We start from the raw sequence: 19,361 nt of genomic DNA, 5'->3' as shown, positions 1-19,361 counted from the left end.
CCTACTATGTAAAACCTAAGGGATCGCTTTAAAAAAAGCTAAACAAATATGTGCCTATTTAATTGTAAAACACTGTCGAATCTTGTCCTGTTATCTTGTCTTTTCAGTTGTTCAGGCGAATCAAATAAAAGTAAAAATACTAAACCTGAAATATCAGCAACTTCGTTAAATGAAGTATATGAATTTGAGGATTTTTCTCTAAAGCCAATAATTATTGATGCTGATAATGATGCATTATCGCTTAGCATAAGCAATTTACCTTCCTGGGCAAAATTTAATGTAAATACCGGGGAAGTTTACGGTGTGCCTGAAATCAATGATGCTGGTTTATATGAAAATATCACCATAACCGCTGATGATGGTAAAGAGTCAGCCAATGCTTCAATATCTATAAATGTTAAACAAACTGTAGTGCTTAACGGAAAAGTACTTTCTGGTTATATTTCTGGCGCGAAAGTGTATTTAGATACAAATCTGAATAGTAAGTTAGATATTGATGAAGAACCAAGCAGTATAACCGATGAGCGAGGCTCCTTTACTTTTTATCTACGCGACGAAAATATTGATAATTTTATGCTCAGCCCTCTTCGTGCACTTATATCTGTGGGAGCCGACGATGTTACCAGAGAAGATGATAATTTTGAGGTGTTGCCAGTAGATTTAGCGCGCATGCCATATTTGCAAGAAATCCCAAAAGATGAAGTTATAACAGGGCAAGTCATTTCACCACTTAGTCATTTGGCATATGCACGTTTTCTTCTAATAATTAGCAATGCTAATGACACTGAACTAAGTACAGATGATTTTAAAAGTATTAAACAAACTGTGATCTCAGAAAATGAAGCTACTTATGGCTTTAACGGTAATATCTTATTTGGTGACTTTTTATCAAACTCAGAATTATCAGCAGAGCAAGTTGCAACGTTAACATCAATCTCTAAAACAGCATTAACTGAAATCCAATTGCAACAAAGTCCAATTGATGACTCTGATGCAGATGGTGTTATTAACCGTGATGATGCGTTTCCATTTGATTCAAATGAATATCAAGATTCCGATTTTGATGGTATTGGTAACAACGCTGATGACGACGACGACGGAGATGGCGTAGTAGATAGTGAGGATGCATTTCCATTAGACCCCAGTGAAAACGCTGACTTCGATCTCGACGGTATAGGCGATAACTTAGACAATGATGATGACAACGACGGATTCATAGACACCTTAGACGATTTTCCATTTGATAGTAGTGAGCACCTTGATACAGATAATGATGGCATAGGGAATAATCGCGACCGAGATGATGATGGTGATAATGTTTTTGATGTTGAAGATTTCAATCCTGTCGATATTAATGAGCGCTATGATACTGATAGTGATGGCATCGCAAACAGTGTAGATTTAGATGATGATAACGATGGTATTTTAGACATCGATGATTTATACCCACTCGATACAAATTTAACCGACATCAGTTCAATTTCTACCGAAAATTTAACGTTTTCAAATACCACTCAGCTCGCAAATCTGTTGCATTATTGGGGAATTGAACCTAAGGCGAATACAGCTGAAGTTTATCAAACATTATTAAATGCGGCGGGAGGAATGGCTGCAGGTGATTATGATAATGACGGTGATATTGATGTATTTATAATCGGGGGAGAGCACTCTTTAGCTAAACTTTATCAAAATGACGGTAAAGGTGTTTTTGTTGATATTGCCAAAGAAGCAGGGGTTCAATTACTTGGCTTATACAGTGGACCAAGCTTTGCCGATACTGATAATGACGGCGATCTTGATCTGTTTGTTGGCGGTTTAAATGGTAATGCAAGTTACTTGTTCGTTAATCAAGGTGACAGCACGTTCACAAAGAAAGTTGCATTTAAACTTACGGACCATGTCGTTTCCTCTTCATTTTCTGACATCGACAATAATGGCGACTTGGATTTAATTGTTAGCCGGTATGGCTCTAAAGTATCTGACAATTTACAGTATTTATGGCGTAATAATTCAAACAATAACTTTATAAATATTGACGATGAAGCAGGGCTGAATAATGCTTTGGTTGTAAAAAGTAAACCTATTGATTTCTCGTTTAGCAGCTCATTTGCAGACATAAATAATGATGGCTACGCCGATTTATTATTAGCCTCTGACTTTGTAAAATCCAGCTTGTTAGTTAATGACCAGACGGGCACGTTTGCTGATAGCACCCATAATATGAACATCTCAGTTAATGATCTCAGTGGCATGGGGTCTGCCATTGCAGATTATGATAATGATGGCGATTTAGACTGGTTTATTGGTGGTATTTTTGCATTGGATCCTACAACTGGAAGTCTGTCTCATTCAGGTAATAAATTGCTACAAAACGATGGTTCAGGTGTGTTTAAAGATGTTTCTTATATTAGTGGCATTTCTGATGGTGGCTGGTCTTGGGGAAGTTGTTTTGCTGATTTCAATAATGATGGTCATCAAGATATTTTTCAAACTAATGGATGGACATCCTATGGTGAACGAGAACAAGGTACTGAAGATTTTAATCAAGACACCGTTAAGCTGTTTATTGCCGATGGCAATGGGGGCTTCGACAGTCAAAATACAAAACTAGGATTAACAGAGAAAGGTCAGGGCAGAGCGGTTGTTTGTTTTGATGCCGATAACGATGGTGATATTGATTTGCTCCTACAAAATAATGATGACGGCAAGAATGCGTTAGTGTTTTATGAAAATGTAAATGGCAGCAATTTAGGCAACTTTTTAAAATTAAAATTAACAACCCCAGAAAAAAATCGATTTGCAATCGGTGCTAAAGTGACAATCAACGTTGCAAATACTACCCAAATGCGGGAAGTAAATATCAACAATAATTTCACCTCGCACAACCCTGCAGAGTTACACTTTGGTCTTGCAGATCATAGTAAAGTAGAGCGTATAACCATTGAATGGCCAAACGGACATTTACAAATAATCACTGATGTAGACGCCAATCAGAGTTTAATAATAGAACAATAAACACAGGATAATTAAATGAGCAGTAAATATTTAATCCCTCCATTATTGGCTGTAACCGTGTTAACTGGTTGTGGCTCAGATGATGAATCATCGCCTATTGATGATAACTTTCTTCCCGTTGATGAAACTGAATCCGCAGTCCCTTCTGTAGCTAGACAGTGGAATGATGTTTTGTTACAAGGTATTCGCAATGACTTTGCTAGGCCAACGGTACATGCTCGCAATTTATTCCATACCTCTGCGGCCATGTATGATGCTTGGGCCGCTTTTTCAGACGTATCGTCTACTTACTTGTTAGGCAAGGAACTATTGGGTTCTCAATGCACTTATGACGATAAAATTTCTGTTGAAAATATTCTAACTGCACGTGAAGAAGCAATAAGCTACGCCAGTTATCGACTTATTCAACACCGTTTTAAGTTATCACCTGACAAAGATGATACTTTCGAAATCGCTGATGCATTTATGCAGAACCTAGGTTATGACATTGCCAATGAAAGCATGGACTTTAGCCAAGGAAGCGCTGCAGCGTTAGGAAACTATATAGCAGATTGTTACATTCAATATGGTTTTAAAGATGGCTCTAAAGAGGACATTCTTTATTCAAATATAGCGTATCAACCAGTTAATGAGCCTTTACAACCTGAGCTTTCAGGTAATCCCAATATTTCTGATATGAATAGATGGCAATCGCTAAATCTTGGCACCTACATTGATCAATCTGGTAATGAAGTTGACGGTGCAATCGAGTTTTTAGGGCCTGAATGGGGCCAAGTTGCACCGTTCTCATTAAGTGAAGATGACTTAACGATTCATGAACGAGATGGTTTTAATTATTACGTGTACCATGATCCCGGTATGCCGCCAACCTATGATGGCGAACTTGCCGAACAATATAAATGGAATTTCGCCTTAGTCAGTAAATGGTCCTCTCAATTAGATCCTGCTGATGGTGTATTGATTGACATTTCACCAGCCAGCCAAGGAAATATAGATATCAACACCATGCCTCGCAATTTTGTTGATATGCCACAGTTTTATAAAGAGTATGCAGGGGGAGATATTGGTAAAGGATACAACTTAAACCCAAGCACAAATGAACCATATCAACCTCAAATGGTACCACGTGGTGACTACGCACGAGTATTGGCAGAATTTTGGGCTGACGGACCAGACTCTGAAACACCTCCTGGACATTGGTTTGTCATTTTAAATACTGTAATAGAACACGCAGACTTTGAACGTAAGTTTGCCGGCCAGGGTGATGAACTTGATGCCTTGGAGTTTGACGTAAAAGCTTATTTTGCACTAGGCGGTGCCATGCATGACTCCGCTATTACAGCCTGGGGAATAAAGGGTTGGTATGACTACATTCGTCCAGTTTCGTCAATTCGTGCTATGGCTGATTTAGGGCAAAGCACTGACGATTCTCTGCCTTCTTATCATGAAGACGGCATACCGTTAGATGATGGTTTAATTGAATTGGTTACAGCTGAAGACCCACTCGCAGGCAATGATGGTGAGCACATTGGAAAAATTAAAGTGTTTGCTTGGAAAGGACCTGACTATATACAGAACCCAGAAACTGATACTGCTGGAGTTGATTGGATTTTGGCTGAAAATTGGTGGCCTTATCAACGACCTTCTTTTGTAACCCCGCCATTTGCCGGTTATGTATCTGGTCACTCAACATTCTCAAGAGCCGCTGCAGAGTTAATGACAGAGCTGACGGGCAGTGCATATTTCCCTGGGGGAATGAGTGGCTTTGAAGTAAACGCCAATGAATTTTTAGTGTTTGAACAAGGCCCAAGCGTCAGTATGACCTTGCAGTGGGCAACTTACCGTGATGCATCAGATCAATGCAGTTTATCTAGAATTTGGGGAGGAATTCATCCCCCAGCAGATGATATACCCGGACGATTAATGGGAGAAAAAATTGGCAAAAGAGCATTCTCCGTTGCTAATAGTTACTTTAAAGGAGAGCGATAAGCAAGGTATCTTAAAGGTTCACCGTGATTCCCGCGAACGACTCCACGGATGGAGAAGATAGAGCGAAGCAGGATGCCCGAGCCGAGGCGGGAGTCCGTGGTTTCGCCTGCTTTTTTTCCAATCAGAAACACGTTCAAATAAGAAAAGGAACACCGTCATCCCACCGTGCTTTTGGGTGGGAACTCCTCTAGTTTCAAGGTGACTTAATCAAGCTGCTTTGTGCCAGGAGCGGAAGTAGAGAAAATACGCCGTCATCCTCGAGGACTAGTGCATGGATGCACGTAGTTAGAACAATGCAGGAGCAATTGTCGAGCCAAAGCGACATCGGGGACCTCATTAAGCGTATCGTGGCTATAAAAGTTTCGACTTCCTGAACTTGTTTCAGGATCTTTGATTGGTCTGCTTTGTGCCACTTTCAGTCATTGGTTATCTAGCAGCTTTTATCTGATTTATAACTTCATTCGCTTCTTTTTCTGAATACCTAGCTTCTGATGTTAAATATTCCTGCAATGACTTAGCACAGGTGCCTTGCTCACAATATGAAGATGTTTTCGCACCGCTTTTAGCTAAAAGAATTGCATTTTCAGTGTTTTTCGTAAGAAGAGAAAGCATTATAGGAGTATATCCTCCATTGCAAATAAGCGTTGTAGATAGTCCATTGTCGATAAGGTGACTAACTAATTGGGACGATTTATTTGAGGCGACATGCAGAAGATTACAGCCAACACCTGTTCTGATATTCAATATAGACTTATCTTTATTTACCAAGTGATTTAAGACGTCCAGTTTATCCCACGAAACGGCTTCCCAAACCATAGCCTCTTTTGATTGATTTGATGCTAAGATATCAGGAGAAAAATCTCTAAGCTTGGCAAGTTTTGGGGCGCTTATTTTTAATTTGTTGTCTGATACCGAATACTTAGGTATCAATAAGTTAGCGGCAAATCTTCCATTTGAATTTAATACTCTTCCATCAAGTGAATAAGTAACTTTATTACAAGGGTTAATTAAAATGTTTTCTGTCTTTTGTGCTCCAATAGCGCACCCTTGAGTAGGACTTACAGCCATTAATACAATTAATGGGTATGGATGGATTAACGAACCATTTTGATAAGCTTGGATAGTTGAATCGTATAATACGCTAGCTCTTTCATTACCGCTTGATCTGGCAAAGTTTTGAAAAGCCTGACTCTGGATTTCTTCAGAGATTCTTGTTTTATTATCCTTGATGGCATCTAGCTGTTCTGTATTAGGTTTGAGTATTAAAACAGGAAAACCATACCACTCCACTCGAAGGTGCTGTCCTGTGGGTAATTTTGATAAATTGATTTCTATTTCGTCTTTTTCACTTGCATCAGCTAATGAAGTAAAAAGTAAGCTTAGTACAATTAAATATTTCATAAATCCCTTTATCTAATGAAAAGCTTTAACGGCTGTTGTTCGCTCTTAACCGCCATAAGTTATGTTCTGCTTCTCAGCTTAAGTAGCAGCTTATGCCAGTGTGTTGCTCTAGTTGTTATTAGGATACCTATAAGTAATTGAATTAGCCAACCAACCACTGAAAGAGTATTTTCAAATACAATGTGCTGACTATTTGGCAATCGACCTATGGCTGCTGGCAAATACACTAATGCATTAACAATAAAATAGATGCCGCCTAATTGAATTAAGAATTTTTGATTATCTTCACTCATCCAACTTTCAGTATTGGTAGGAGCTTTTTCGATAATTGATTTTGAAACTTTCCATATTAAGTAGGCTGAAATGCACCCTACAATCACGAAACTAGCTATTAGACCAACATATAAGAATATAGGAATATCTTGTTGCATATAAGATTCGTATGAACTTAAGAACATTAATATCATTGGGATATTTAGTGTTAATTTGATTAGAAGAGTGAGAGCTAAAAATCTTAATGTTATTGCTGTTATTTGTTTAATTACCATAGCTCCATATTCCTTTATTTAAATTCCGTTTCTACGGCTGTTGTTCGCTCTAACCCGCCACTGATGAGGTTTATTCATCATCAGGTCCATATATATCAAATTCGATTTCTATGAACCTGTCGGCGAGGTCCTTTATTGATTGTGAAGATAAACTAATACCTTCCATACAAGATTCCATAAAAAAGCCACAGAATAAATCAATAGTATATTTTTCAGATAAAGAACGCCACACATCCATGTCACTAGATGTTTGAATTAAAAGTTCGGAAATTTGCTCGTTTATATTGCCAGGAATTTTATCCTTAGCTTCTAAACGCCACATTCCTGATTTAGCTAATCGGTGTTGTTCCAGTTGTTTGTTCCAAGAAAAAGGCTCTCCTTTACGTCTTTCAATTGTTGGTTCACAACCTAATAAATTACTTACCTCGTCAGGGATAAGTTCATCACCAATCACTCTAAGGCTAAGTTTTGTTTTTGATATAACTGCCATATTTCCCTAATCAGTTATGCTTGATATGAATAAGCGTCAACGGCTGTTGTTCGCTCATTTTTGCCGTTCGGCTTTTCAATAACTTACGCGATAACCTCGTATGACGCAACCGTGTCAAAAGTGCCACAAGCTGTCATTCATAATTAGTATGCTTAATAACAATCTTGTTGCGAAGCAGCGTTTAATGTGACCTAGGTTTAGGCACCGCTAGCCGCTTTATTATGCTAGGAAGAAATATGGCTAAAACAAAAAAAATAACAGCATTCCCCAATCCTACGCGAGTTAGGTATTTTCTCGCTTGCGCTGAAGAATTCTTCTGCCCTTGGCCATTTAATAGAACCCTTGACTTAAGAAAGTCATAATCTTTCAGTTCTTCTTCAGATAACGAATCAAGTTTGATGTAACTACTCTCGATAGCTGAAAAAGCCATAGGGGTAGACATTTTTGTTATTATACCACCAAGGTGGCCCAGACCAACAAAAAACAGACATGTGATTCCCCACACAGCCATTATTATTCTAACCCGATTCATCAATTTCATTATCTTATCGTCCTTTTGGCTTTATGCAGTCGACCGCTTCTCGCTACACTTTGGTCTATGAGTCATTGCTCCTATACGATAGACTGAAAAGTACCAAAATACGGCAGCTCCTGGAACTCCAAATAAAATACTAGGCAGCCCCAAAGCAGGAACAGGATGAGTTGATTGCAGCTCTAAAGTAATAAGACCCAAACAAGGAATTAAGGCAGACAGGATGTACCATCCTATATGGAATTTCTTTAATTTATTTAAAACAAGATGAACAGGAATAGCCCAGACAGTTACAACAATGCAAGCAATTAGAGCAGCAATCATTCCCAAACCAAATAAATCTGACATGGCTAATGTTTTTGTTGAGTCTATTGCCAATGTAAATGCTTTAATAAATATCAACGAAAATGCAAACTCAAAAAAAATAGTGATTAAACTCGCGATAAATATTTTTTTAATCATAGTTTTCCTTAACCCAAATTCGTCCGCTTGTCGCTCTTTATAATCTTTTAGTCCTGAATTAAACCATACTTATTTAGTTCAGGTCATGTGCCTGCTTCATACGAATAACTCGCTCAGAACAACTTGTATGTTTACTCTTTTAGCTTCGATGTTGCAGGTACTACCAAGCTCTATAACGAATACTCAGGGCTCGCTTCAAACAGCTCATTATATTGATTTCGAAGAGCCTTGGTTCTCCTGACTTTACTATGAGGAGATAGCACATGACTACGAAACAAAAACCAATATTACACATTGGTATTGATTGGGCAACCAAGAAACACGATGTGTGTATTCAGCTACCCGATGGAAGTCGTTCATTCGTTGTTGTTGATAGTTCACCAGAATCTGTCGATGAATGGATTTTAAAGCTACATAAGCAATACAAAGGTAATATTCATGCGGCCGTAGAGCTATGTCGAGGACCGATTGTTTATGCATTACAGAAGTATGATTTCATCACCATATTTCCAATCAATCCTGCCATGCTTGCCAAGTACCGTTCAGCATTTTCGCCAAGTGGTGCTAAAGATGATCCCACGGATGCTGAAATTGCATTGGGTTTAATGATCAATTATCCAAAACTGATCACGCCGTTGAAATTGGAAAGTGAGGATATGCGTAAACTCGCATTCTTAGTCGAACAACGTCGTCGGTTTGTTGAAGATAGGCGGCGGTTTGCTAATCGATTAAATAACACGTTAAAACAGTATTACCCTCAACCACTTAGCTGGTTCAGTCATCGTGATACAAAATTATTTGCTGACTTCATATTACGATGGCCAAGTCTTCAAAAATTACGTCGAGCTCACGAATCAACTGTCCGACAGTTCTTCTTGGAGCACGGTGGTAACGCAGTAACATTGCTAGAAAAACGCATAGCCTCAATCAAAGAGTCAACTCAACTGACAGACGATAAAGCCGTCATTGATACTCATGAACTGCTTAGTTCGACGCTAGTTAAACAGCTTCATACCGTCATTAAATCTATTAAAGAATATGATGTTGAGATAGCACTTATTTTCAAAGAGATGCCCGATGCTGATTTGTTTAAATCGTTACCAGGAACAGGCATATGTTTAGCGCCCAGATTACTGGTCGCTATGGGAGAAAATCGATCTCGTTTTGACACAGCATCAGAGATTCAAATGTACGCAGGTATAGCCCCTGTAACAGAACGAAGTGGCAAAAAATGTTGGGTTCACTGGCGTTGGCAATGTTCAAAATTTCTCAGACAATCATTCATTGAATGGGCGGATAGATCTATATATCAGTCATTCTGGGCGAAACTGTATTACGACCAACAAAGAGCCAAAGGAGGCTCTCATCAAGCCGCTGTTCGGAGTTTAGCTTTCAAATGGGTACGTATATTATTTCGCTGTTGGAAGTCGAAAACGCCTTACTCAGAGAGTAGATATTTGCAGGCTTTGAAAGATAGAAACTCACCATTGATTGCGAATATTTAGTTGACTGAAGGACTCAGGGCGTGAAGGAGACCTTAACCTTTTCAGTATGTTAAGGTCAAATTTGTGCCATAGATATGCGGTAATAGAAAGTCCATTTCCCTTCGTATCCTATTTTCTCGACACTCACGTAATGTGTCATTCCTTTTATAGACCATTGTTTATTAAAAATGAAAGGCTTAGTTAATTCAGAAGGTATATTTTTAGATAATTGGCTCCCATCAAATGAAGGAGAACCAAACCTTTTAGTTAGCTTTTTAACTGCACGTTCATATTGGCTAACTGCAATATTCTTTTCGATATACCTCTGAAACATAGAAATTTCATTTACAATATTTTCTTCGTTACAAAAGTAGAAATAAATAGAATACTCACCAAAAGCCTCAAGTTCATACATATTGTCATCAAGAAAGTTATGACTAGTCAGAGAAACAATTTCTTTTTGATGAGTGCAACTATTCCCTAGTGACATAAGGTTGCCAGATAAAGCTTGGGCACTTTGGGAAATTAACAAAGATAAAAATAAAAATATGTACTTCATGAGATGAATTTATTTCTCTTATTTTGTCTGCTGCTCGCTCATTCCTGCCCATGACTAGTACAGTCTGCTAAAGCGTGTTCCCAAACTTTAGTTATTGTTTGTTTAGATTTGTACACCAATTTTCCAGCGGAAAACTCATAAACATCAGCACTATATTTATAGCCGATAGGTCTTTCACCACCTATATCATCTAGGCATGTTTGATAATCATTACTGGAAAGACGAAGCTTTATGTCTCCGTTATACCATACGACCTTAACAGGGTATTCTTCTTCACCAAAAAATAACACGGGATCAACTAGTGCAGGCTCTTTTTCACAAGCCCCCTTTACCATGGAGTTAATCCACAATTCATTATCTTTAAGCTCCCATGTAGCTTTGTAATCCCTCCAATTAGCGGTACAGACTCCTTGTGTGCCCAACATGGAATGAATATCTTCAAATTTGTACAAATTTTCTAATGGATACTGAAACTGTCCTAGCTCATATGCTTTACCATCTACAATAAAATCATCTTCTATTTGCTGGGTGGCAAAACAATTAATAGAAAAAAGGATTAAGAAAATTGTTACTAGATTACGCACACATTCTTCCTTGCTGTTATCATAATGCTGACCGTCCGAGAATCGCTCATTACAGCCTGTGATGTCGATTTAGCTGTCATGGGTTTATTTGACCAGTTAACCACATATATAACGCTAAAACTAGTGCAGGTATCCACACAATAAGAGCGAGCCTTTGAAGCATAATACCTTTGGGTTTGAACCATTTACTCTGGTAAACATAAGGAGGTTGAATTGCATCCATGTATCGAGGGAATTTATCTTTGTGTTCTTCTTTAACAAAAAGTGGCATTAGAAGTGGACTAAATACTCCACAGAAACACAAGAATGAAATAAGGATTATCCCTAAAATATTTTCCATAATATCCATAAATTAACTAGGTGGTGACTGTCTCTTGTTCGCTCTTAACAGACCTTAACCTATTGAAAAGCTTAAGGTCAATCTAATACTCTCTAAGGGCAAGGTCGCACCTCTTTAAGTTGCAGTGGTTCTTCAAAATATATTTCAATGTATCAGCATTGTTTTTTAACTTCAAAGAAGCTTCTGAAATTTTATTTTCGTTTAAGAGCAACTGAACTTCAGTCAGTGACTCTAAATGCGAGATTGTATTATCTGCTAAAGTGTTTTCTACAATCTCCGCCGACTTTTTGTCAATGTAGTAATTTATACCTTTAATTCCGACATATGATGTACCTACTAAAGTGACAACAGAGAACATTATTAAATATAAATTTTTACTCATTGGGTACTCAATAGTTCAGGGATTTAATCAAAGGGGGTTAAATTACGTTTATGACTGCTGTTCGCTCTTTGCCGACCTTGATATTAGAAATACTAAGGTCAGCATCTTAAGTCATATTAAAGATATAAATTCCAGCAGTCAGTACAAAAACCATGAAACCAGACTGCCATTCATACTTCGAGTATTTAATTATTTTTTCATGCTCAATAATTGCATCGGATTTAGCTCTAATTTTTAGCCTACCAAAAATCACACATGACAAACATAAAGGCAGCATGAAAAGGTAAATATAGTTTTTAGACTCAATATATACTCCAAACGGAATAGCTAGCCACAAAAATTCAATAGCCCACTGAGTTAGTTTTGATTCTTGCTTATTCATATATATACTATTGTTGCCAACGACCGCTGCTCGCTCTTATCAGACCTTAACCTTTTCAATAGCTTAAGGTCAAACTTGTGTACTCAAACCACGTTGCGGTGTAGCTAACTTTTTTTACGAATGAAATAAGTTTGTGAGTCATCTTTATTAAACACACCATATTCGTATAGTTCTTTGTTAATAATGGATTCTAGCTCGTCAACTTTTTGACTCCAATTTACATCTTCAAATAAAAATGGAAATTGTGACCCATTTGGATTTTCACTATGAATGTAAACTGAATTTTCCATGGTGTCTTCACAAACAATAGCAAAGCATTGAATAGTTTTTTTGCTATTGCCTGATAAGTCTTCCACTTTTTGAAGTAATTGGATTGTAAGTGTAGATGCTCTTTGACGATTCTCTGGCCTAGAGTTACCTTTCCCATCCCAATCAGGATGGGTATGCCATAAATCGAACCATTCGTTGAAATCAAGCTTTGATAATGCTTCGTCAGCTTGTTTTTCCATTTTGTTCCAATAGCGTTCAATTCGCATTTTATATCGTCTATCCATAACTTCCATACAACTACTGACTGTCTCTCATTCGCTCTTAACCGCCATAAGTTATGTTCTGCTTCTCAGCTTAAGTAGCAGCTTATGCCAGTGTGTTGCTCTAGTTGTTATTAGGATACCTATAAGTAATTGAATTAGCCAACCAACCACTGAAAGAGTATTTTCAAATACAATGTGCTGACTATTTGGCAATCGACCTATGGCTGCTGGCAAATACACTAATGCATTAACAATAAAATAGATGCCGCCTAATTGAATTAAGAATTTTTGATTATCTTCACTCATCCAACTTTCAGTATTGGTAGGAGCTTTTTCGATAATTGATTTTGAAACTTTCCATATTAAGTAGGCTGAAATGCACCCTACAATCACGAAATTAGCTATTAGACCAACATATAAGAATATAGGAATATCTTGTTGCATATAAGATTCGTATGAACTTAAGAACATTAATATCATTGGGATATTTAGTGTTAATTTGATTAGAAGAGTGAGAGCTAAAAATCTTAATGTTATTGCTGTTATTTGTTTAATTACCATAGCTCCATATTCCTTTATTTAAATTCCGTTTCTACGGCTGTTGTTCGCTCGAAGCAGCCGTTACCATTCTATTTGAATTTCGGTTCCGACGCTGACTAACTCCATGAAATCATCCATCTCGTCATTAGTCAATGCTATGCAGCCATCAGTCCAATTAAAATTTTGCATAATTGCTGATAACCACCCCAAATAATTTCTTTGTCCATGTATCATTATGAAACCACCTGCTGAGACACCGCGCTTGTTTGCATTAGCTGTGTCTATATTGTTCGGGTAGTCGATATGCATTGCTCTATAAAATGAAGAATCCTCCTTTTTATAGTCCAAGCTATATGTTCCTTCAGGTGTTTTTTCATCGCCTTCTTGTTGTTTATGCCCTTGAGGATTTGCACCAAAAACTACGTCATATTCCCTAACTAATTTTCCATCACTAAACAACATCATCTTAGCTTCAGACTTATCTACTTTAACTAAGTTAACGGATGAAAAACTCTCTGTCTCACAAATTTGTAATGCTGAATTCCAGCTTCCGCCTGAATCTAAACACTTATCTTTATTTATAAATTCACTAGCGAATACATACACAAAAACAACCATCAAAACTATTAATGGATATTTAAACTTACTTGCTTTCATTTAGGTATATTCCATTAGTTGAACTAGGGAGGTGACTTCTGCTTATCGCTCTATATAATCTTTTAGTCCTGAATTAAACCATACTTATTTAGTTCAGGTCATGTGCCTGCTTCATACGAATAACTCGCTCAGAACAACTTGTATGTTTACTCTTTTAGCTTCGATGTTGCAGGTACTACCAAGCTCTATAACGAATACTCAGGGCTCGCTTCAAACAGCTCATTATATTGATTTCGAAGAGCCTTGGTTCTCCTGACTTTACTATGAGGAGATAGCACATGACTACGAAACAAAAACCAATATTACACATTGGTATTGATTGGGCAACCAAGAAACACGATGTGTGTATTCAGCTACCCGATGGAAGTCGTTCATTCGTTGTTGTTGATAGTTCACCAGAATCTGTCGATGAATGGATTTTAAAGCTACATAAGCAATACAAAGGTAATATTCATGCGGCCGTAGAGCTATGTCGAGGACCGATTGTTTATGCATTACAGAAGTATGATTTCATCACCATATTTCCAATCAATCCTGCCATGCTTGCCAAGTACCGTTCAGCATTTTCGCCAAGTGGTGCTAAAGATGATCCCACGGATGCTGAAATTGCATTGGGTTTAATGATCAATTATCCAAAACTGATCACGCCGTTGAAATTGGAAAGTGAGGATATGCGTAAACTCGCATTCTTAGTCGAACAACGTCGTCGGTTTGTTGAAGATAGGCGGCGGTTTGCTAATCGATTAAATAACACGTTAAAACAGTATTACCCTCAACCACTTAGCTGGTTCAGTCATCGTGATACAAAATTATTTGCTGACTTCATATTACGATGGCCAAGTCTTCAAAAATTACGTCGAGCTCACGAATCAACTGTCCGACAGTTCTTCTTGGAGCACGGTGGTAACGCAGTAACATTGCTAGAAAAACGCATAGCCTCAATCAAAGAGTCAACTCAACTGACAGACGATAAAGCCGTCATTGATACTCATGAACTGCTTAGTTCGACGCTAGTTAAACAGCTTCATACCGTCATTAAATCTATTAAAGAATATGATGTTGAGATAGCACTTATTTTCAAAGAGATGCCCGATGCTGATTTGTTTAAATCGTTACCAGGAACAGGCATATGTTTAGCGCCCAGATTACTGGTCGCTATGGGAGAAAATCGATCTCGTTTTGACACAGCATCAGAGATTCAAATGTACGCAGGTATAGCCCCTGTAACAGAACGAAGTGGCAAAAAATGTTGGGTTCACTGGCGTTGGCAATGTTCAAAATTTCTCAGACAATCATTCATTGAATGGGCGGATAGATCTATATATCAGTCATTCTGGGCGAAACTGTATTACGACCAACAAAGAGCCAAAGGAGGCTCTCATCAAGCCGCTGTTCGGAGTTTAGCTTTCAAATGGGTACGTATATTATTTCGCTGTTGGAAGTCGAAAACGCCTTACTCAGAGAGTAGATATTTGCAGGCTTTGAAAGATAGAAACTCACCATTGATTGCGAATATTTAGTTGACTGAAGGACTCAGGGCGTGAAACAGACCTTAACCTTTTCAGATAGTTAACGTCAAATTTGTACCAGAATTGAAAGTAGGATAACGCTCTAATTATGGGTAAATAGTTGCTGACTAAAATGTTGGTGAACGAATACAATCCATCTTAATAGAGTTCCATATACGTAAAGTGACCATTTAAACGCATAAAAAAGCCCTGCTAAGCAGGGCTATTATTTAAAGTCTTGTAAAACTACTTAAGTACATATTTCACGTTCAACGTGTTGTCTTTTTCGTAAGCTAAAACTTCTGATATACGAGCGCTAAATACCATTACTTTTTTATGAGTAGCATCAAACACATATGGAGTAGAACTATAATAATACTCATAGCCAGTGCCGCTATTAAATATTTCAGTATTCATCGCTGGTAGAGAACATCTATCTTCGGTAAGGGTCGCCAATTCTTTGATGTTTGGCAGTCTCCAACCGGTTAATCCTCCAGCTTCATAGTTAGTTGCTTGTTGGTTGGCCTCTAGCCAGTTAACTTCTAACTTTGCGCCTTCGCAATAGCCAAGCGAATCATTCCAGCTTTGACCTAAATCACAACGTGACCAAGTTAACCCTGTCACTTTATCAAAAACGGTGGCACCACCACTGTTAATTCTATAGCGATTTAACGGAGCCGATTGCTCAATGTTATACATACAACTTTGATTTATTGGCGCTTCACCATGTTGGTCTTGAGCAACAGATGCGGCACTTGTTAGTAGTAATGTACTGCCTATTAGTGCGGATAAATTTAAATTTTTCATACCTAATTCCTATTGTGCCATTGCATCTAAGTTAAACGAACCATTTGAAAGTCCACGACAACCTTCAGAAGAACAACAAGAGCCTAGTTCAACATCAAGCACTTCTAACTCATCACCACTTCCCCAAATGGCACGGTCTTTTTGATTTTCTCTGGTTTCAACTGTGTATGCACAACACTTGCCTGTAGAATCGCCACTTAGGCCTTTATGATTATCAGGACATGCTTCATTGGTGGCATCCATGTTAGAACAATACATTTTTGACCACTCGTCTTTTAAAGGCAGTTGCGGATAAAGCTTAGTTTCAAAACCATTGCAAACACTGTCAAAGGTTTGTTTGCCATCAATAATATCTCCATGAGCATGAATAGGTTGACTTTGATCCACTCGTACCAGTCTTGCTGCTATTCTTCGTGATGCTGTTGAATTGCCAATAAAATTCTTATTGAAATAGTATGACTCACCAGCAGCAAAGTGAACCATTGCTACTTTACGGGTTTCATATATTCCGACAGTACGTTGTTCACCAATGCCAGTACTGGTTACATAAGGCGCTGATTTGGTAAATGGAAAATAACCGGCATCTATTGTTGGAATGCTCGCAGCATTATAATTTACAATAGACATAAGCTCAGTTTTATGAGGCATGCGCCAATCAGCATAACCACATAAGTTTTCTTGGTTAGTTTCAGCAACAAACTCTTCTGTCGTTAAACAAACAGCTTCACTTTCACTACATTCATCTTTATTGGCCTGTTCTTTGCCATTGATGTCTAAAATAGGCTCGTTTGTTTCAGGATCTTTTAAAATGTATCCAGGTCGACCACCATTTTTAGAGTAATCGGTATCAAAATAGAAGAATACGGTGTCAATACCATGAATATCTTTTGCACTTGTTTTACGTTCCCACATTAAACCAGTTACATTATCAAGCACACAAGACCACTCGGTTGCGTCATTACTTAGTACTGTGCCATCTGCAGCTATTTTAGAATAGTTAAATCCTGCAACACCATCCGTATCATCATTGTTATCAACATCACGACCAAAATGGGCGTCTTGATTATTTGGCAATGGCTCAGAGCCTACGGGTGCTAAACAATTAACATTGTTATTATGTGCGCCGCCATCGAATGCATAATTTCCACAGTCAGTAACCCCTGTGTCATTTAAGCTGAATGCAGATAACTCAATAACTTTAGTTACATAAACATCGACAGTGTCTGTCGCAGCTCCAAAGTTTGAGTCTATTACTGTGATCTCAAAAACTAATTTTTCGGCTTCAGCAAGCACCTCTGGTGTTTTAAAGCTTAACGTAAAATTGTTTGTAGACTCTAGAGTTACATTTGGTCCTGAAAGTTGCTGCCAGCTAACACTAAGCTGCGAAGCGAAATCTTGGCCATCTGATGCGCTGGCGGTTATTACAATATCGCTATTTGACTCAAATATCGCATCCTTTAAGGTCTCAATTTTTGGTATTGTGTTATCTACAGTTTCAACAGGTTTTACCGTTAACGTGATCTCATTGCTTGCAACGAAGTCGTCATTTGTAACTGTTACCATGAAGGTTAAAGGCGTGTCTTGTTCAACATCAGGTAACTTAACTCGTAACAGCTTTGATGTAGTGTCGTCATTTTCTACGGTAATGTCATGGCCTTGAGGCAATTCCCATTGGTAATTGTAAATGCCAGAATTGCCATCGGGAAGTTCGCCAAACAAATTGGCAGTTGCGGTAAAATCGACAATATCAAAGGCATTTTCAATTAAAGTAGCAGAGTTTGAGGTAATAATTACGCCTAAACGTGCCGCATCAATATTTGTAAAATAAGTTGCCATGGTTGCTACATCTTCTGTAGACCCTTCAATAAAGCCCAACACACTATTTGCCCAACCTGTGTAAGTTAATTCACTCGACAATAATGCTGTTTGTATAACATTAATATCAATACCGTTGTTATTAGCGGTATCAAGAAATGGGTCGGTTGATAAATTAATATTAAGAGCTTGCTCAAGGTATTCTTTGGCTTGACTACGAGTTGATATGTCTTCTTTAAAATCAAGTACTCGAGCTACTAAAAAAGATATCGGCGTAGCATTACAACTGTGTCGCTCTTCGCTATAGCATATTGCTTCAAGCTCAGTTTCTTTACTGGTGAAAAATTCACCTGGAGTTTCACTGGACTCTATAATAACGTCTTTGGTAGCGCTTACTTTGATGCCATTTAATAAAGAGGCGCTATCTTGCAGCATAACTGAATAGCTACCGTCAGTGTTTGGTTTAGTGCTACCAAGGATCTGATTTGACACCAAGTCATATATCACCACATCGCGCTCTTCTATCGGTGTGGAGTTAGTGTTAACCGGGTTAAACTCAGTTCCAACTAACATACCGCTTACCACAGGGTTTACTGGAACCGAAATAAGTTTTGAGGTTTCACCGTTTTCGTCATCGATTACCGTTAAAGTAAAATCAATGACAACAGACGTTTCTATTTGCGGCGCTGTAAAGCTAGCATTCACTTTGTCAGCATCGCTTATAACAACGTCTTGATTTTCTGTTGTCCAAGAAAAACTTGCAATGCTACCGTCATTATCAGTAGCTTCTACTGCAAAAGTATAAGAGCTTTGCTCGGCGATGGCTTCAATGTTTGCTGTTGTTATTACCGGGTTAGTGTTAATCGGCTGTACCGTAACAGCTACGCTTTCTGTTGTAGTTAAGTCATTATTATCGGTAACGGTTAAAGAAAACTCTAACGTTTGCTCACCATCTTGTACTTTAACAACAGGAGCTAAAAAACTGGCTTGTTGATTTTCACCAGTGACGACGTCAACGGTTGGGCCAGACACTTGTGACCATAGTGCTGACTTTAACGTTGAACTATCAAAACTAATGCTTGGTGTTAGCACCACTTCAGTTTGTTCTGGTGCAGAAGTCACTGCAGTAATAGAAACCGTTGGTGGATTTGTTGGAGGTTGAGTTATTTTTTTCTCTGTACCGCCACCGCCACCACCGCCACCACAGGCAGAAAGTAACAAGACGCTACATAACATGAATGCTTTATTGTTCATCTTAGTTCTCTTCTTAATTTGATTCATAAATCTTAATTTTTAGCCATCAACGTCGAGCTTGACTGAAGATTTAATTTGC

18 protein-coding genes are annotated in these 19,361 nt (G+C 38.1%); 4 read left to right on the top strand and 14 right to left on the bottom strand.

Annotated features, from left to right (window positions below; genetic code table 11):
- The first annotated feature begins 48 nt into the window (after window positions 1-48).
- The gene (locus tag RI845_RS12690; RefSeq protein WP_348386534.1) at window positions 49-3,015 is read left to right on the top strand and encodes an FG-GAP-like repeat-containing protein; all 2,967 of its coding nucleotides are present in this window, start codon (window positions 49-51) and stop codon (window positions 3,013-3,015) included.
- 15 nt (window positions 3,016-3,030) lie between these two features.
- Window positions 3,031-5,004, top strand: a complete 1,974-nt coding sequence (locus RI845_RS12685) for a vanadium-dependent haloperoxidase (protein ID WP_348386533.1) — start codon at window positions 3,031-3,033, stop codon at window positions 5,002-5,004.
- Window positions 5,005-5,430: 426 nt separating this feature from the next.
- On the opposite strand, the gene RI845_RS12680 is transcribed toward RI845_RS12685, so the two are convergent.
- From RI845_RS12680 to RI845_RS12660, 5 genes are all read right to left on the bottom strand, one after another.
- Window positions 5,431-6,405, bottom strand: coding sequence for a hypothetical protein (locus tag RI845_RS12680; protein ID WP_348386532.1), 975 nt, complete (start codon window positions 6,403-6,405; stop codon window positions 5,431-5,433).
- Between the two features lie 59 nt (window positions 6,406-6,464).
- A complete protein-coding gene (locus tag RI845_RS12675) occupies window positions 6,465-6,953 on the bottom strand; it encodes a hypothetical protein (protein ID WP_348386531.1) in 489 nt (162 codons plus the stop codon).
- Window positions 6,954-7,023: 70 nt separating this feature from the next.
- Complete coding sequence (locus RI845_RS12670; protein ID WP_348386530.1) at window positions 7,024-7,443, bottom strand: DUF4279 domain-containing protein; 420 nt, start codon at window positions 7,441-7,443, stop codon at window positions 7,024-7,026.
- Between the two features lie 181 nt (window positions 7,444-7,624).
- Window positions 7,625-7,954 (bottom strand): hypothetical protein, encoded by a 330-nt coding sequence (locus RI845_RS12665; protein ID WP_348386529.1) that lies wholly within the window; start codon window positions 7,952-7,954, stop codon window positions 7,625-7,627.
- Between the two features lie 51 nt (window positions 7,955-8,005).
- Window positions 8,006-8,437, bottom strand: a complete 432-nt coding sequence (locus RI845_RS12660) for a hypothetical protein (protein WP_348386528.1) — start codon at window positions 8,435-8,437, stop codon at window positions 8,006-8,008.
- 263 nt (window positions 8,438-8,700) lie between these two features.
- Here RI845_RS12660 and RI845_RS12655 point away from each other — a divergent pair, with 263 nt between their 5' ends.
- Window positions 8,701-9,942, top strand: coding sequence for an IS110 family RNA-guided transposase (locus RI845_RS12655; RefSeq protein WP_348386421.1), 1,242 nt, complete (start codon window positions 8,701-8,703; stop codon window positions 9,940-9,942).
- A gap of 55 nt (window positions 9,943-9,997) precedes the next feature.
- Here RI845_RS12655 and RI845_RS12650 read toward each other — a convergent pair whose 3' ends face one another.
- From RI845_RS12650 to RI845_RS12620, 7 genes are all read right to left on the bottom strand, one after another.
- Window positions 9,998-10,480: a hypothetical protein gene (locus tag RI845_RS12650; protein ID WP_348386426.1), complete on the bottom strand. Its 483-nt coding sequence runs from the start codon at window positions 10,478-10,480 to the stop codon at window positions 9,998-10,000.
- A gap of 38 nt (window positions 10,481-10,518) precedes the next feature.
- Window positions 10,519-11,064, bottom strand: a complete 546-nt coding sequence (locus RI845_RS12645) for a hypothetical protein (RefSeq protein ID WP_348386427.1) — start codon at window positions 11,062-11,064, stop codon at window positions 10,519-10,521.
- A gap of 422 nt (window positions 11,065-11,486) precedes the next feature.
- Window positions 11,487-11,786: a hypothetical protein gene (locus RI845_RS12640; protein ID WP_348386527.1), complete on the bottom strand. Its 300-nt coding sequence runs from the start codon at window positions 11,784-11,786 to the stop codon at window positions 11,487-11,489.
- 106 nt (window positions 11,787-11,892) lie between these two features.
- Window positions 11,893-12,168, bottom strand: a complete 276-nt coding sequence (locus RI845_RS12635) for a hypothetical protein (protein ID WP_348386526.1) — start codon at window positions 12,166-12,168, stop codon at window positions 11,893-11,895.
- A 104-nt stretch (window positions 12,169-12,272) separates the two neighbouring features.
- Window positions 12,273-12,722 carry a hypothetical protein gene (locus RI845_RS12630; protein WP_348386525.1) on the bottom strand — a complete coding sequence of 150 codons (450 nt, stop codon included), beginning with the start codon at window positions 12,720-12,722 and terminating at the stop codon, window positions 12,273-12,275.
- Between the two features lie 51 nt (window positions 12,723-12,773).
- A complete protein-coding gene (locus RI845_RS12625) occupies window positions 12,774-13,262 on the bottom strand; it encodes a hypothetical protein (RefSeq protein ID WP_348386524.1) in 489 nt (162 codons plus the stop codon).
- A gap of 60 nt (window positions 13,263-13,322) precedes the next feature.
- Entirely contained in the window at window positions 13,323-13,898 is a 576-nt protein-coding gene (locus tag RI845_RS12620; protein WP_348386523.1) for a L,D-transpeptidase family protein, read from the bottom strand.
- Between the two features lie 278 nt (window positions 13,899-14,176).
- On the opposite strand from RI845_RS12620, the gene RI845_RS12615 reads away from it, so the two are divergent.
- The gene (locus RI845_RS12615; RefSeq protein WP_348386421.1) at window positions 14,177-15,418 is read left to right on the top strand and encodes an IS110 family RNA-guided transposase; all 1,242 of its coding nucleotides are present in this window, start codon (window positions 14,177-14,179) and stop codon (window positions 15,416-15,418) included.
- A 234-nt stretch (window positions 15,419-15,652) separates the two neighbouring features.
- Here RI845_RS12615 and RI845_RS12610 read toward each other — a convergent pair whose 3' ends face one another.
- Entirely contained in the window at window positions 15,653-16,213 is a 561-nt protein-coding gene (locus RI845_RS12610) for an Lcl C-terminal domain-containing protein (RefSeq protein ID WP_348386522.1), read from the bottom strand.
- A 9-nt stretch (window positions 16,214-16,222) separates the two neighbouring features.
- A complete protein-coding gene (locus RI845_RS12605; protein ID WP_348386521.1) occupies window positions 16,223-19,282 on the bottom strand; it encodes an Lcl C-terminal domain-containing protein in 3,060 nt (1,019 codons plus the stop codon).
- Window positions 19,283-19,361 lie beyond the last annotated feature (79 nt).

Origin of the sequence: Thalassotalea nanhaiensis (assembly GCF_031583575.1) — a bacterium.
Lineage (GTDB): Bacteria > Pseudomonadota > Gammaproteobacteria > Enterobacterales > Alteromonadaceae > Thalassotalea_A > Thalassotalea_A nanhaiensis.
Note: the sequence above shows the minus strand (reverse complement) of the source record. Positions and strands in the feature narration are given on the sequence as shown.

Coding starts and splice junctions, on each gene's coding strand:
- RI845_RS12690 (WP_348386534.1), top strand. CDS start 49: ATGTGCCTATTTAATTGTAAAACACTGTCGAATCTTGTCCTGTTATCT.
- RI845_RS12685 (WP_348386533.1), top strand. CDS start 3,031: ATGAGCAGTAAATATTTAATCCCTCCATTATTGGCTGTAACCGTGTTA.
- RI845_RS12680 (WP_348386532.1), bottom strand. CDS start 6,405: ATGAAATATTTAATTGTACTAAGCTTACTTTTTACTTCATTAGCTGAT.
- RI845_RS12675 (WP_348386531.1), bottom strand. CDS start 6,953: ATGGTAATTAAACAAATAACAGCAATAACATTAAGATTTTTAGCTCTC.
- RI845_RS12670 (WP_348386530.1), bottom strand. CDS start 7,443: ATGGCAGTTATATCAAAAACAAAACTTAGCCTTAGAGTGATTGGTGAT.
- RI845_RS12665 (WP_348386529.1), bottom strand. CDS start 7,954: ATGGCTGTGTGGGGAATCACATGTCTGTTTTTTGTTGGTCTGGGCCAC.
- RI845_RS12660 (WP_348386528.1), bottom strand. CDS start 8,437: ATGATTAAAAAAATATTTATCGCGAGTTTAATCACTATTTTTTTTGAG.
- RI845_RS12655 (WP_348386421.1), top strand. CDS start 8,701: ATGACTACGAAACAAAAACCAATATTACACATTGGTATTGATTGGGCA.
- RI845_RS12650 (WP_348386426.1), bottom strand. CDS start 10,480: ATGAAGTACATATTTTTATTTTTATCTTTGTTAATTTCCCAAAGTGCC.
- RI845_RS12640 (WP_348386527.1), bottom strand. CDS start 11,786: ATGAGTAAAAATTTATATTTAATAATGTTCTCTGTTGTCACTTTAGTA.
- RI845_RS12635 (WP_348386526.1), bottom strand. CDS start 12,168: ATGAATAAGCAAGAATCAAAACTAACTCAGTGGGCTATTGAATTTTTG.
- RI845_RS12630 (WP_348386525.1), bottom strand. CDS start 12,722: ATGGATAGACGATATAAAATGCGAATTGAACGCTATTGGAACAAAATG.
- RI845_RS12625 (WP_348386524.1), bottom strand. CDS start 13,262: ATGGTAATTAAACAAATAACAGCAATAACATTAAGATTTTTAGCTCTC.
- RI845_RS12620 (WP_348386523.1), bottom strand. CDS start 13,898: ATGAAAGCAAGTAAGTTTAAATATCCATTAATAGTTTTGATGGTTGTT.
- RI845_RS12615 (WP_348386421.1), top strand. CDS start 14,177: ATGACTACGAAACAAAAACCAATATTACACATTGGTATTGATTGGGCA.
- RI845_RS12610 (WP_348386522.1), bottom strand. CDS start 16,213: ATGAAAAATTTAAATTTATCCGCACTAATAGGCAGTACATTACTACTA.
- RI845_RS12605 (WP_348386521.1), bottom strand. CDS start 19,282: ATGAACAATAAAGCATTCATGTTATGTAGCGTCTTGTTACTTTCTGCC.